The 13,892-nt window shown below is 57.3% G+C and carries 8 protein-coding genes and 3 rRNA genes; 6 read left to right on the top strand and 5 right to left on the bottom strand.

Annotation, left to right across the window (positions count from 1 at the left end; all coding sequences use genetic code 11):
* The first annotated feature begins 146 nt into the window (after positions 1-146).
* Complete coding sequence (locus ACEN8Z_RS03390; protein WP_495596764.1) at positions 147-485, top strand: tryptophan synthase subunit beta; 339 nt, start codon at positions 147-149, stop codon at positions 483-485.
* A 45-nt stretch (positions 486-530) separates the two neighbouring features.
* Here the strand turns inward: ACEN8Z_RS03390 and lapD are convergent, their stop codons facing one another.
* Together lapD and lapG are read right to left on the bottom strand one after the other, a co-directional pair.
* The gene (gene lapD / locus ACEN8Z_RS03385) at positions 531-2,477 is read right to left on the bottom strand and encodes a cyclic di-GMP receptor LapD (RefSeq protein WP_495596763.1); all 1,947 of its coding nucleotides are present in this window, start codon (positions 2,475-2,477) and stop codon (positions 531-533) included.
* A gap of 14 nt (positions 2,478-2,491) precedes the next feature.
* Positions 2,492-3,184 (bottom strand): cysteine protease LapG, encoded by a 693-nt coding sequence (gene lapG / locus ACEN8Z_RS03380; RefSeq protein WP_008003942.1) that lies wholly within the window; start codon positions 3,182-3,184, stop codon positions 2,492-2,494.
* 194 nt (positions 3,185-3,378) lie between these two features.
* Here lapG and ACEN8Z_RS03375 point away from each other — a divergent pair, with 194 nt between their 5' ends.
* From ACEN8Z_RS03375 to ACEN8Z_RS03355, 5 genes are all read left to right on the top strand, one after another.
* On the top strand, positions 3,379-4,089 hold the full coding sequence (locus ACEN8Z_RS03375; RefSeq protein WP_495596762.1) for a GntR family transcriptional regulator: 711 nt from the start codon (positions 3,379-3,381) through the stop codon (positions 4,087-4,089).
* Between the two features lie 685 nt (positions 4,090-4,774).
* Complete coding sequence (locus ACEN8Z_RS03370; protein WP_495596761.1) at positions 4,775-5,551, top strand: DUF3050 domain-containing protein; 777 nt, start codon at positions 4,775-4,777, stop codon at positions 5,549-5,551.
* On the top strand, positions 5,548-6,477 hold the full coding sequence (locus tag ACEN8Z_RS03365; protein WP_495596760.1) for a diiron oxygenase: 930 nt from the start codon (positions 5,548-5,550) through the stop codon (positions 6,475-6,477). The genes ACEN8Z_RS03370 and ACEN8Z_RS03365 overlap by 4 nt, the downstream gene beginning before the upstream one ends.
* A gap of 12 nt (positions 6,478-6,489) precedes the next feature.
* Positions 6,490-9,900 carry an amino acid adenylation domain-containing protein gene (locus ACEN8Z_RS03360; protein ID WP_495596759.1) on the top strand — a complete coding sequence of 1,137 codons (3,411 nt, stop codon included), beginning with the start codon at positions 6,490-6,492 and terminating at the stop codon, positions 9,898-9,900.
* 23 nt (positions 9,901-9,923) lie between these two features.
* Complete coding sequence (locus ACEN8Z_RS03355) at positions 9,924-10,391, top strand: SRPBCC family protein (protein ID WP_008003931.1); 468 nt, start codon at positions 9,924-9,926, stop codon at positions 10,389-10,391.
* A 105-nt stretch (positions 10,392-10,496) separates the two neighbouring features.
* On the opposite strand, the gene rrf (ACEN8Z_RS03350) is transcribed toward ACEN8Z_RS03355, so the two are convergent.
* From rrf (ACEN8Z_RS03350) to ACEN8Z_RS03340, 3 genes are all read right to left on the bottom strand, one after another.
* A 5S ribosomal RNA gene (gene rrf, locus ACEN8Z_RS03350) occupies positions 10,497-10,612 on the bottom strand.
* A 110-nt stretch (positions 10,613-10,722) separates the two neighbouring features.
* Positions 10,723-10,838: ribosomal RNA gene (gene rrf / locus ACEN8Z_RS03345) — 5S ribosomal RNA — on the bottom strand.
* Positions 10,839-10,994: 156 nt separating this feature from the next.
* Positions 10,995-13,885: ribosomal RNA gene (locus ACEN8Z_RS03340) — 23S ribosomal RNA — on the bottom strand.
* Between the last annotated feature and the right edge of the window lie 7 nt (positions 13,886-13,892).

Genomic DNA, 13,892 nt, shown 5'->3' with positions numbered 1-13,892 from the left:
TGCATGAAAACGGCCGCTCCTTATGGGGCGGCCGTCACGATTGCATCCACTGCCCGGTGACGATTTCGTCGCCGCACCACATACTGGCGTGCAGTTGACCTATGCTGCTGGCAGCACGACGCTGGTTCAAATCCGAGGGGAGCTCAATGTTTTACGTGCAACGCGATGCGCAGGGCCAGTTGATACGCGTGGAACCCGCCGCCTACGCCGAGGCCACGGAAACGCTGCCGGCCGACCATCATGAAATCCAGACCTGGTTTGCCAACGCGGCGGTGGAAAACAGCCTCAAGCAGCTCAAGCAAAGTGACCTGGAAATGATCCGGGTACTCGATGACTTGATTCAGGTGCTGACCCAGAAAGGCGTGATCCGCGTCACCGACTTGCCGACGGCAGCCCAAGCCAAGCTCATGGACCGAAACCAGGCCCGTGAAGCCTTGGGTGGCTTGAGCCAATTGATTGATGATGAAGAAACCGGGCTGATCTGACGTGCCCCTCCGATCATTCCCACGCCCTGCGTGGGAATGATCAACTCAGCTCCAGGGCTTGGGCTCGCCGAACAACTGGCCCTGCACACCGTATAGCCCCATCTCGCGAATCACCGACAATTCGCCTTCAGTCTCGACCCGTTCGGCAATCAGCGGCAAATCAATGCTGTGCGCCGCTCGCTGGATCGCCTCGATGAACAGGCGTTTGTCACTCTCCAGATCAATCGAGCGAATGTAGCTGCCATCGATCTTCAGGTACGCCAACCCCAGCCGTGCCAGGTTGCCGATCATGCTGAAGCGTCCGCCAAAACGTTGCAGGCTCAGGGAGAAGCCGAGCTCGTGCAGGCTGTGGGTCAGCTGTTCCAGCACCGCCTGATCAGGCAGTTGCTCTTCGCCGATCTCCAGGGTCAGACGCGGGCCGAGGTTGGAATGAGCACGCAGTATCTCGAAGATTTTGTTTTGCGCTTGCGGGTCAGCGAGGGTAGCCGACGACAGGTTCAGTGCCAGCGACGCCTCATGCCCGCTCATTTGCTCCAGCACCCGCTCGAGCATCAGCCGATCCAGACGCGCAGTCCAGCCGAAGCGCTCCAGCCAAGGCAGAAAACGCCCGGCGGGGATGGTCTGACCGTGTTCGTCGAGCAGTCGCGACAACACTTTGTAATGCAGTACCCGTTGCGTGTCCTGGGCGGCGACTACCGGTTGGAAATACAGCTCGAAACGCCGCTGTGTCAGCGCCTGGTCGAGCATCCGATGCCAGGCGTGGTGATCGTCGCCAACACTGGCCGAGAGGCTGTGTTCGATACAGGCCCAGTTCTGTTCGCCCTGGCCTTCGGCCTGCGCCAGCGCCTGATCGCCGAGGCTGAGCACGGTTTGCGGTGAATCGCCGTGAGCAAAAGGCGCCAGACCGATAGACGCCACTGCTGGCACGTCGGTAGCGCCAGTTGCATGAAGACTGGCCAAGGCGCTGTCGAGGTTCTGTGCCAATTGCAGCGCTTCCGCGCGCACCAGTCCCGGTGCCAGTACGGCAAATTCGCCGCCACGGATACGGGTGACCAGGTTCTGGGTTTCCGGGTATTTGGCGCATTCACGAGACAGTTGCTCACCGACGGCTTTAAGCACTTCATCAGTGCGCTGGCCACCGAGACGCTGGTTGAGTCCGGCCAGATCCTTGACCCGCAACAACAGCAGATAACCGGAACTGGCCTGCTCCGGGTTGCTCACCCGCGCATTCAATTGCATCTCGAAATAACGCCGGTTGGCCAACCCGGTCAACGAGTCCTGATAGGACTCGACCCGTAGTTTTTCACTACGCTCGGCCTGCTCCTGGAACAGCGCCTTGAGCTTCTCGACCATCTGGTTCATGGCCTGCACGACCCGGCGAAGCTCGGGTGTGCGCGGCAGTTCCGGCAGGCTGAGGAATTCCCGCCGGGCGATGGCGTGGGATTGCTGGACCATGTAATCCAGCGGTCTCAATTGCTGGCGCAGCAACAGCGCGCCGAGTACCGCACTGACCGCGCCACATAGCAGCAACCAGCTCAGGCTGCCCAAAGCGCTTTGCCACAACTTGGCCAGTGCGAACATCGGGTGACTGACCACCTCGACCCGGGCAGCCTGCTCCCAGCCACGGCTGACGATCGCATCACCACCGGCGGGCTCCAGGCCGATCAGTCTGACGAACCAATCCGGAACATTGTTCACCGCCGGGATACCCGTGCGCTCAACCAGGGTCTGGTCGGTCTTCAGATCGACCACGCGGATGCTTGCGTAGTAACCGCTGTCGAAAATCGAGCTGACCAGCAACTCGACCATCGCCGGGTCGTCGATATTCGGTGTCAGGGAAAGCGCCAGCGCCGTCGCGGCGTCCTGCGCATGGGAGCGCAACTGGTTGACGTACTGAGTACGCGAGCTCTCCAGACTGACCATGAAACTGCCGGTGAAGGCGACCACCAGGAACAGACAGATAGCAATCAACAGCTGTTTGAACAAAGACATCTGAGCACATGCTCCTAGTTAGTCGTCTCGACCGGGAATCCTTCGGCCTGCATTTTTTTCAACACATCCTGCCAACGCGAAAGGCGTTTGGTATCGCCGGCCTTTTTATTACCCTTGGCGCCCGGTAACCACAGTCCCTCTGCATTGAAAGAGTAGACCGGCAGCAAATCCTTTCGTTGGCTGGCCGGCTTGATTGCATCAATCAGGCTGTCAAGCACCAGGGGCTCGGCCTCCGGACTCGAGTAGTAGGTCAGCACCATGTGCGCGCGGTTCTGGGTCAGTGCCTTGACGTAAGTAATACGCAGCTTTTCACTGGCTACACCGAGGTGACGCAGGCTGAAGTACTTGGCAATAGCGTAGTCTTCACAGTCGCCGGCGCCTTTCCACAGGGCTTCGATCGGGGTTTCCCAGTAGTCGACTTCATGCCACAGATCGATGTCTTCAACGTATCGCAGCTGTTTGTTGAAGAAGCGATTGACCACGTTGAGTTGTTCCAGCTCGCCGAGTTGCTTCTGACTGGCCAACAAGTATTGCCAATCATTAATGCGCTGCTGACCTTCTCCCAAAGGTCCGTACAATGCCTGCGCCCGCCGGCTGATCAGGGAAAAATCCCAATCGGCACTCAAGCTGCCCAGCATCACGCCAGCCAGCAGCAATGCGCCGCACAGCCAGCGTAAAATCCGGGGGATTGTTAAACTTGCCACCAATGCGAGGCATCCTGGATAGGCAGGAGGGAGTCGTTTGAATGGTGAAGGTTAGACCGGGAAAAGACAATGGCACAGTGAGATCACTGGCTGCGCTAAACTGCAAGAAAGGCACTCGAGAGCTTGTTTGACAAGCCGTAGGTCAGTTACTAGTGTCATTTGGATCCAAAAAATCTCCATCAATCAGGGTGCGTTTAGTGACACAAAAGCCCAACCCTCTCAGCAGTATCAAGGTCAACGGGCCGATTCCCGCTCATATGGCACGCTCGGTGATCGAAGAAACCCTGCGCGCAGCGATACTTGACGGACGCATTCCTTGCGGTGCGGCCCTGCGCCAGCAAGACCTCGCCGACCTGTTCGGCGTCAGCCGCATGCCCGTACGCGAAGCCTTGCGCCAGCTCGAAGCACAATCGTTGCTCAACGTGATTGCCCACAAGGGTGCCGTGGTCGCGCCGCTGGTCCAGGGCGATGCCGTGGAAACCTATGCGCTGCGCATCCTGCTGGAATCCGAAGCCCTGCGTCTCTCGGTGCCACTGCTCCAGGGCGAAGATCTCGAACAGGCTGCCCGATACATCGACGAACTGGAAACGCAAAGCGACTACACCGAAATTGGACGGCTCAATCGCCTGTTCCACATGACACTTTACAGCCGGGCGCCCAATCGTCGGCTGTTGAAGCTGGTCGAAGACGGCCTGATCGAAGAAGAGCGGTTCCTGCGTTTCAACCTGGAAGCCATGGGCCTGGGCAAACTGTCCCAGGACGACCATCAGGCACTGTTGCGGGCCGCCGAAGACCGGGACGTCGAACGCTCCGTGAAACTGCTCGAACATCACCTGAACCGAGGGGTCGAGGTCATTACGCGCTATCTCAACAGCCCTGAAGTCCAGGCCAGAAACAAGTCGAAGTAACCCGCAGCGGCAAATCCGGGGAAGCGTACCGAACGGTTCACCCTCGCTTGCCGCGTATTCCCCGAAGTGCTCCACCCTCGCGGCGCCATACCGCACTCCAACGCCCCGCCGTCTTCAAACCTGAGCATTGCAGCGATTGCGTGATGCCTCAGTAATGGCGGCCGCCTCGATTTACGCCCACTCTGGGTAACCAGGACACCATAAAACGGGGGGACGCTCCGTGCGAATGGCGTAGCCCCCACCCCCAGAAGCAAAGGAAGGAGCCTCATCACGGGAACGGAAGGATCGGCATCACTCGCGACCCACTTCCCCCCTCAGACACCCCCAACGACGCCCGCTTAAAAGTTACTTCGAGTGAGGCATTCACTCTTTATTCAATTCTGACTTATATAAGCCGGAAGGAGTAACTACGCCAAAATAAAACTTATATAGAAAGTTTTATTGGAACTTATCATTCATCAAAAAGTTGAATATCAAAATAATACCGAAACAACTTGATTCACACTTTATATGTGTATTAGCTTTTCTTCGCTGCCAGCCACAAGCGGCAGCAAAGCCTCAGTTACTCGGCATCCATAGCACTTAAAAAGATCAATTCGTTTGAGGTACCCGTTCGCCAGGAGAAACTTCCAACGAACTTCAGTGCTTGATTACTTCTCACCTCAGTTCATTTACAGGCTCATCCATGAAACCAACTAAAGAACGCCTTATTCAAAAAAAAGCCGAACTTAGCGAACATCCGATTTTCTCTGAAATACACTCGCTGCCGGTCCTGCGACGCTTCATGGAAACCCACGTGTTTGCCGTATGGGACTTCATGTCGCTGACCAAACGCCTGCAACAGGAACTGACCTGTGTGCAGTTGCCCTGGTTGCCGCCGCAGGACCCCCAGGCAGCGCGGTTGATCAACGAGATCGTGCTGGGTGAGGAATCGGATGATCGCCCGGACCAGGGTCACTACAGCCACTTCGAGTTGTACCTGGATGCAATGCGCGAAATCGGCGCCTGCACCGTTGCCATCGAACGCTTTGTAGCCCTGCAGCAAGAAGGCGTGAGCTACGACGTGGCCTTGCAGAGCGTCGACGTCGATCCGGCGGCCGCACATTTCGTTCGCCATACGCTGCACACCGCGCTGCATGCGCCGGGTCACAGTGTAGCGGCGGCTTTTCTGCACGGTCGCGAGAGCGTTATCCCGCAGATGTTCCAGCGCATCCTCGACGATTGGGGTATCGGCATCGAGCAGGCACCGACCTTCCGTTACTACCTCGAACGGCACATTGAGGTCGACTCCGAGGATCACGGCCCGGCGGCGGAGAAGCTCCTGTCGCGACTGATCGATAGCAACCCGCAACGGCAGGAAGATGTGTATGCCAGCGCCATCGCTGCCGTGGAAAGTCGTATCGCCCTGTGGGACGGGTTGCGCCTGAGCATGAACGAATCGGTTGCGCAGGTGAGCGCATGAACGCCGCCGACTACCAATCCTTCGCCGACGCCTGGGAGAGCCGCGCGACCATCCGCACCCGCCCGCGCCGCGTGCTGGAGAACGACGACAAACTGATCTACCCCTTGAGCCGCCAACCGTTGGTGCTGAGCGAAACCTTTCTGCGCGAATGCCCGGAACAGCGCGACTTTGCCTTGGTGCAGACGCTCTACAAGTTCATCAACGACGTAGTGATTTTCGAAACCGAGATCGTCGACAAAACCGCCCGCAGCATCGCCAAGAATCGCTTCGCGGTCGAGTTCCCGTTCGCCTGTCGCTACGACGCCATGACTGTCGTGGTGGACGAGGACTACCACGCGCTGGTGGCGATGGACTTCATGCAACAGACCGTCGCCATGACCGGCATCGCCCCGATTGAGTTGCCGGATGAGATCGAGCTGAGCCGAGCGATACCGGCGGCCGTGGCGCTCGCACCGGAGCACCTGCGTAGCGCTGTAGAACTGATCTGCGTGGCCATCGCCGAAAACACTGTGACCGGTGATGTCGCCGCGTTCGCCAAGGACGACACGGTCAAGCAATCGATCAAGGGTCTGATGGCCGATCACTTGCTGGACGAGGGGCGTCATTCCGGTTTTTGGGCGCGGCTGGTGCGCATCTACTGGCGTACCGCAAGTGCAGACGACCGCCAGTGCATCGCGCAGATCCTGCCGGTGTTCATTGGCCATTACCTGACCAACGACATCCAGAAATCCTTCGACTTCCGCTTGATCGACGCATTGCAGATCAACGACACGGCACGCCACGCACTCAAGAGCGAAGTGTCGGCGCTGGCGTTCCCGATCAATCGCCATCACCCGTTGGTGGCCAACATTGTGCGGTTTTTCCACAGCAGTTCGCTGCTCGATTCGCCGTGCGTACAAACCGCCCTCAGCGACTACCTGGTTTGACGAGGAGCCATCATGAGACGTCTCGACATTTTGCTCACCGGACAAAGCCAGGCCCTGACCGACCTGGCGCTGGAACTCGAACAACACGGCCACTCACTGACGCGGATCTGCGTGCTCGACGACATGCCTGGACAGGCTGATCTGCTGATCGACGATGACCCGTCGCTTCATTTCACCTGTCAGGCGCCCCGACTGACATTGCAATTGGGTCTTGGCGTGCCACAGGCGTCCGGCCTGCCATCGCTGGACTTGTTGTGCTGCCATGGCTCAACGCTGCTGACTCGTGTACCCATCGCCGATGAACCGTCGGGTAACGGCCAGGCTTTACATGTGCAGGCCGTGACAGCACTGGTTGACCACGTGGCGCTGCTGGTCAGCCGCTACTCGCGTGATGCCGACTATTTTCGACTCGCCGAACCCGCCGTTACTGCCCGTTACGAGCGCATCGAGAACCTGCGGTTCCTGGACAGCCTCGCGTTCGTGCATCGCCTGAATGCCACCGCCGACCCACGACTGCAGCAACTCGCGCAAACGCCGATGATCGAAAAGCTGGAACAACAATGCATCCAGAGCGCTAACCGTCCGGCCTTGAGCATTTCCGGGAGCACCCTCGACTATCACCAACTGCACGCCCAAAGCCGCGCCATCCAGCAACGTCTGCGACCGCTGCTGGTTCAGCATCAAGGCCCGGTAGTCATCGGGATCTGCCTGCCCAAATGCAGCGCGCTGTATGCGGGAATCCTGGCGATCCTGGGCAGCGGCGCGGTGTACTTGCCGCTGGAGCCGAGCCATCCGCTTCAACGTCAGCAGTACATCCTGTCGAATGCCGGCGCGGTGTTGTTGCTGCATGACGGCGAGCATCCCCTGGCGAGCGAGATGCCAGGGCTGGACATCAGCAGCATCGATGTCCATGACGCAGACCTCACTCAACCGTTGATGCGCCAACGCCCCGACCTCAATGCGCCATGCATGGCGCTCTACACCTCGGGCACCACCGGCCATCCCAAGGGCGTGCTGCTCAGCCAGGCCAACCTCGCGCACTTCACCCACTGGTACGCCGACTATGTGCAGTTGACCAGCCAGAGCCGGGTGCTGCAGTTTTCTTCGTTGGGTTTCGACTCATCGCTGATCGACATCTTTCCAACCCTGATGCAAGGCGCGGAGCTGGTCGTGCCCGGCGAAGACCAACGCCGCGATCCGCTGCAACTGGTGGAGCTGATTCGTCATCGGCAATTGAGCCATGCCTTTTTACCGCCTGCCTTGTTGAGCATCCTGCCGCTGGAGCAATTGCAGTGCCTGGATCATGTGATGACCGGCGGCGATGTCTGCGAGCCGTGGGTCATCGAGCAACTGAGCCGTCAGGGCAAGCTCTACAACCTCTACGGGCCCACCGAAGCCACGGTGCTGATTACCGCGCGCAAACTCCAGACAGGCGACAACAACCGCTCGCTGGGCGCTCCAATCGCCAACAGCCAGGTGTTGATTCTCGATGATGACTTGCAACCGGTGGCCGAACAGACCGTCGGTGAGTTGTACATCGCCGGTCCGGGTGTATGCCTGGGTTACCTGAACAACCCGCAGCAAACCGCCGAGCGCTATCTGGATCTGAACTTGCCTGATGGCCGGCCCCTGCGCACCTATCGCACCGGGGACATGGCGAAGTGGACGCCTGAAGGGATCGAGTTGTGCGGTCGGCGTGATAATCAGGTGAAGATTCGCGGCTTCCGGGTCGAGCCGGAAGAGATTGAGCGCTGCCTGCGCGACAGCCAGTTGTACCGCCAGGTTACCGTGGTCATTGATAGCCAGCGACGGATTCTGGCCTTCCTCGCCCAACCTCAAGAAGACCTCCCCGGCACCGCTCGCCAGGCGTTGAAGGCCCACGCGGTACAGCAACTGCCGGACTACATGCACCCCGTTGCATGGACCGAGCTGGCAAGCATGCCCTACGCCAGCAATGGCAAGGTCGACCGCAAGGCGCTGCTGGATCTGCCCGTGAGCGTCACCGAGAACCCTCTACGGCGCCTGCCAGCCAGCGCCGATGAAGCCCTGCTGCTGGACATCTGGGCCGAGTTGCTGGAGTTGCCAGCGAGCGACATTTCCACCGACGAAAGCTTCTTCAACCTGGGCGGGCACTCGATTCTGCTGTCGCGCATGCTCTTACGATTGCGCGAGGAGTTCGGGCGCAGCATCTCGATCAACCGTTTCATCGAACTGCCGACCCTCGCGAAACTGGCGACACTGGTACGCGGCTCCGGCAGCGAAGAAGTGCTGAGCGAACAGGCCATGCGCGATGCCTTCCGCGAACTGGATGTTCGGCCGCTACCCGTCAGCCGCATGGGCGATGTACACAAGGTGATCGTTACCGGCGCCAACAGTTTTGTCGGTGTACACATCGTCGAGGCGTTGCTGGCCTGGGGTGCCAGCGAAGTCGCCTGCCTGGTTCGCGACGGCAACGGGCAATCGGCGGACGAGCGCTTCACCCAGGCATTGCGAGAGAACCGTCTCGAGCATCTGGATATGAGCCGGGTGCGGGTTTACGCAGCTGACATCACGCGGCCGGAACTCGGTTTGGCGGCTGAGGTTTATCAGCGTCTGGATCGAGAATACGGCGCATTGGTGCACAACGCGGCCAACGTCAATCACGTCCTCGATTACGAGTCACTGGCGCGGGACAACGTCGAGCCGATTTTCGAATGTTTGCGTCTGTGCGAAGGACGCAGCAAAAAAATCTTCAACTTCGTCTCTACGCTCTCGGCCTCCAGCACGATGTCCGCCGACGGTCGAGTGCTTGAGTTACCAGCCGCAGCGACGCCACCGATCTACATCAAGAACGGCTACAACCTGTCCAAATGGGTCGGCGAGCGAATCCTCGAACGGGCGCGGGAGCTTGGGGTGCGGGTCAATCTCTACCGCCCTGGCAACATCAGCTTCAACAGCCTCACAGGTGTGTGCCAGCCGCACAAGAACCGCCTGATGCTGATGCTCAAGGGCTCGCTCCAGCTTGGCCAGGTGCCGGAGTTCGCCTTGAATTTCGACTTGATGCCGGTGGACTTTCTCGCCCGATTCATCGCCTTCCACGCCAGTCGTTATCAACCGGAACAGGCGGTGTTCAACCTGCACAACCCCGAGCCCCTGAGCTGGGACAACTACGTGGCGTCCTTCCGCGAGGCAGGGCGCGAATTCGCGATGGTCAGCGTCGCCGACTGGCAACAGCAACTGAGTCGGGTTGACAGCGACAACGCGTTGTTCGGCGTGCTGGGGTTCTACCTCAACGGCTTCGAGGAGGACATCGGCGATATCTCGATGATCGGTCACGACAACGCCCAGGCAGGTGTTCGGCTAATGGGTGCGCACTACCCACAAAAGTCCCCGGCGCTGCTGCGACGCGGCTGCGATTACCTCAAAGAAATCAACTTCATCTGACTCAACCCCAACGGAGCAAAACCATGAGTACTCTGCATCCCGATACCCTGATCAAAAACCCCCAAGGCTGCCACGTGGTGTCCTCGGTGGACGTGCCCGCCGATGCTGCGCAGGTATGGGCCGTAGTCGGTAACTTTGCCGGCTTCGATCGCTTCATCCCGGCGCTGTCGCACATAGAGATGACCGGCGAAGGGGTTTCATCGCTGCGCAAAAAGTTCTTCAAGGACGGTAACCTGGTGGTCGAACAACTCAACTCCCGGGACGACCAGGCACGACACATGACCTGGACCACCATCTACAACACGCTGGGTGTGGCCAATCTGTGGGCAGCGATGAGCGTTGAACCCCTGGATACGAACAAGTCCCGAGCCACCTGGACCATCATCGCCGACCCGGCACAGGGTGGCGCCGAGGCGCTGCCAGGCTTCAAGGATTTCGTACAGGGTTTTGCCGATGATGCAATGAACAATGTGCTGAAACTGTTTGCCTAGAATGTGAAAAAGCCTGCTGTGGAGAGGCTCCACAACGGGCTTTTCAGTACCCCTGAAACGACAAAACCCCTGTCGGCGTTAGCTGACAGGGGTTTTGGAATTCAATCTTGACGATGACCTACTCTCACATGGGGAAACCCCACACTACCATCGGCGATGCATCGTTTCACTACTGAGTTCGGGATGGGATCAGGTGGTTCCAATGCTCTATGGTCGTCAAGAAATTCTGTGTGCCGATCCGTCCGTAGTGACGTGCCAGCGAATTCTTGATGCTTCTACTCTATAGACAAAACCCCTACCTGCATACGCAGATAGGGGTTTCGGAATTTAATCTTGACGATGACCTACTCTCACATGGGGAAACCCCACACTACCATCGGCGATGCATCGTTTCACTGCTGAGTTCGGGATGGGATCAGGTGGTTCCAATGCTCTATGGTCGTCAAGAAATTCGGGTACCGAGTCGTGACCAGATGGCCTCGCTTCAGCAAATTGGGTAGGTGATAGCTTCGGTGTTTGGTGAGTATCTCGAACTTTCGGTTCTTGCGTCTTCACACACCGCAATCTGGCCTCTTCCGAGTTCGCAAATTGCTTGGGTGTTATATGGTCAAGCCTCACGGGCAATTAGTATTGGTTAGCTCAACGCCTCACAGCGCTTACACACCCAACCTATCAACGTCGTAGTCTTCGACGGCCCTTCAGGGGACTCAAGGTCCCAGTGAGATCTCATCTTGAGGCAAGTTTCCCGCTTAGATGCTTTCAGCGGTTATCTTTCCCGAACATAGCTACCCGGCAATGCCACTGGCGTGACAACCGGAACACCAGAGGTTCGTCCACTCCGGTCCTCTCGTACTAGGAGCAGCCCCTCTCAAATCTCAAACGTCCACGGCAGATAGGGACCGAACTGTCTCACGACGTTCTAAACCCAGCTCGCGTACCACTTTAAATGGCGAACAGCCATACCCTTGGGACCGGCTTCAGCCCCAGGATGTGATGAGCCGACATCGAGGTGCCAAACACCGCCGTCGATATGAACTCTTGGGCGGTATCAGCCTGTTATCCCCGGAGTACCTTTTATCCGTTGAGCGATGGCCCTTCCATACAGAACCACCGGATCACTAAGACCTACTTTCGTACCTGCTCGACGTGTCTGTCTCGCAGTCAAGCGCGCTTTTGCCTTTATACTCTACGACCGATTTCCGACCGGTCTGAGCGCACCTTCGTACTCCTCCGTTACTCTTTAGGAGGAGACCGCCCCAGTCAAACTACCCACCATACACTGTCCTCGATCCGGATAACGGACCTGAGTTAGAACCTCAAAGTTGCCAGGGTGGTATTTCAAGGATGGCTCCACGCGAACTGGCGTCCACGCTTCAAAGCCTCCCACCTATCCTACACAAGCAAATTCAAAGTCCAGTGCAAAGCTATAGTAAAGGTTCACGGGGTCTTTCCGTCTAGCCGCGGATACACTGCATCTTCACAGCGATTTCAATTTCACTGAGTCTCGGGTGGAGACAGCGCCGCCATCGTTACGCCATTCGTGCAGGTCGGAACTTACCCGACAAGGAATTTCGCTACCTTAGGACCGTTATAGTTACGGCCGCCGTTTACCGGGGCTTCGATCAAGAGCTTCGCGTTAGCTAACCCCATCAATTAACCTTCCGGCACCGGGCAGGCGTCACACCCTATACGTCCACTTTCGTGTTTGCAGAGTGCTGTGTTTTTAATAAACAGTCGCAGCGGCCTGGTATCTTCGACCGGCGTGGGCTTACGCAGCAAGTGCTTCACCCTCACCGGCGCACCTTCTCCCGAAGTTACGGTGCCATTTTGCCTAGTTCCTTCACCCGAGTTCTCTCAAGCGCCTTGGTATTCTCTACCCAACCACCTGTGTCGGTTTGGGGTACGGTTCCTGGTTATCTGAAGCTTAGAAGCTTTTCTTGGAAGCATGGCATCAACCACTTCGTCACCCAGAGGGTAACTCGTCATCAGCTCTCGGCCTTAAGATCCCGGATTTACCTAAGATCTCAGCCTACCACCTTAAACTTGGACAACCAACGCCAAGCTGGCCTAGCCTTCTCCGTCCCTCCATCGCAATAACCAGAAGTACAGGAATATTAACCTGTTTTCCATCGACTACGCTTTTCAGCCTCGCCTTAGGGACCGACTAACCCTGCGTCGATTAACGTTGCGCAGGAAACCTTGGTCTTTCGGCGTGGGTGTTTTTCACACCCATTGTCGTTACTCATGTCAGCATTCGCACTTCTGATACCTCCAGCAAGCTTCTCAACTCACCTTCACAGGCTTACAGAACGCTCCTCTACCGCATCACCTAAGTGATACCCGTAGCTTCGGTGTATGGTTTGAGCCCCGTTACATCTTCCGCGCAGGCCGACTCGACTAGTGAGCTATTACGCTTTCTTTAAAGGGTGGCTGCTTCTAAGCCAACCTCCTAGCTGTCTAAGCCTTCCCACATCGTTTCCCACTTAACCATAACTTTGGGACCTTAGCTGACGGTCTGGGTTGTTTCCCTTTTCACGACGGACGTTAGCACCCGCCGTGTGTCTCCCATGCTCGGCACTTGTAGGTATTCGGAGTTTGCATCGGTTTGGTAAGTCGGGATGACCCCCTAGCCGAAACAGTGCTCTACCCCCTACAGTGATACATGAGGCGCTACCTAAATAGCTTTCGAGGAGAACCAGCTATCTCCGAGCTTGATTAGCCTTTCACTCCGATCCACAGGTCATCCGCTAACTTTTCAACGGTAGTCGGTTCGGTCCTCCAGTCAGTGTTACCTAACCTTCAACCTGCCCATGGATAGATCGCCCGGTTTCGGGTCTATTCCCAGCGACTAGACGCCCTATTAAGACTCGCTTTCGCTACGCCTCCCTATTCGGTTAAGCTCGCCACTGAAAATAAGTCGCTGACCCATTATACAAAAGGTACGCAGTCACCTAACAAAGTAGGCTCCCACTGCTTGTACGCATACGGTTTCAGGATCTATTTCACTCCCCTCTCCGGGGTTCTTTTCGCCTTTCCCTCACGGTACTAGTTCACTATCGGTCAGTCAGTAGTATTTAGCCTTGGAGGATGGTCCCCCCATATTCAGACAAAGTTTCTCGTGCTCCGTCCTACTCGATTTCATGACCAAGAGATTTTCGCGTACAGGGCTATCACCCACTATGGCCGCACTTTCCAGAGCGTTCCGCTAATCTCAAAGCCACTTAAGGGCTAGTCCCCGTTCGCTCGCCACTACTAAGGGAATCTCGGTTGATTTCTTTTCCTCAGGGTACTTAGATGTTTCAGTTCCCCTGGTTCGCCTCTTGCACCTATGTATTCAGTACAAGATAACCATCTTATGATGGCTGGGTTCCCCCATTCAGACATCTCCGGATCAAAGTCTGTTTGCCGACTCCCCGAAGCTTTTCGCAGGCTACCACGTCTTTCATCGCCTCTGACTGCCAAGGCATCCACCGTATGCGCTTCTTCACTTGACCATATAAC

This window comes from Pseudomonas sp. Pseusp10, from assembly GCF_059492225.1.
The sequence above is the reverse complement of the archived record's forward strand: the minus strand, read 5'-3'. Positions and strand labels throughout refer to the sequence as shown.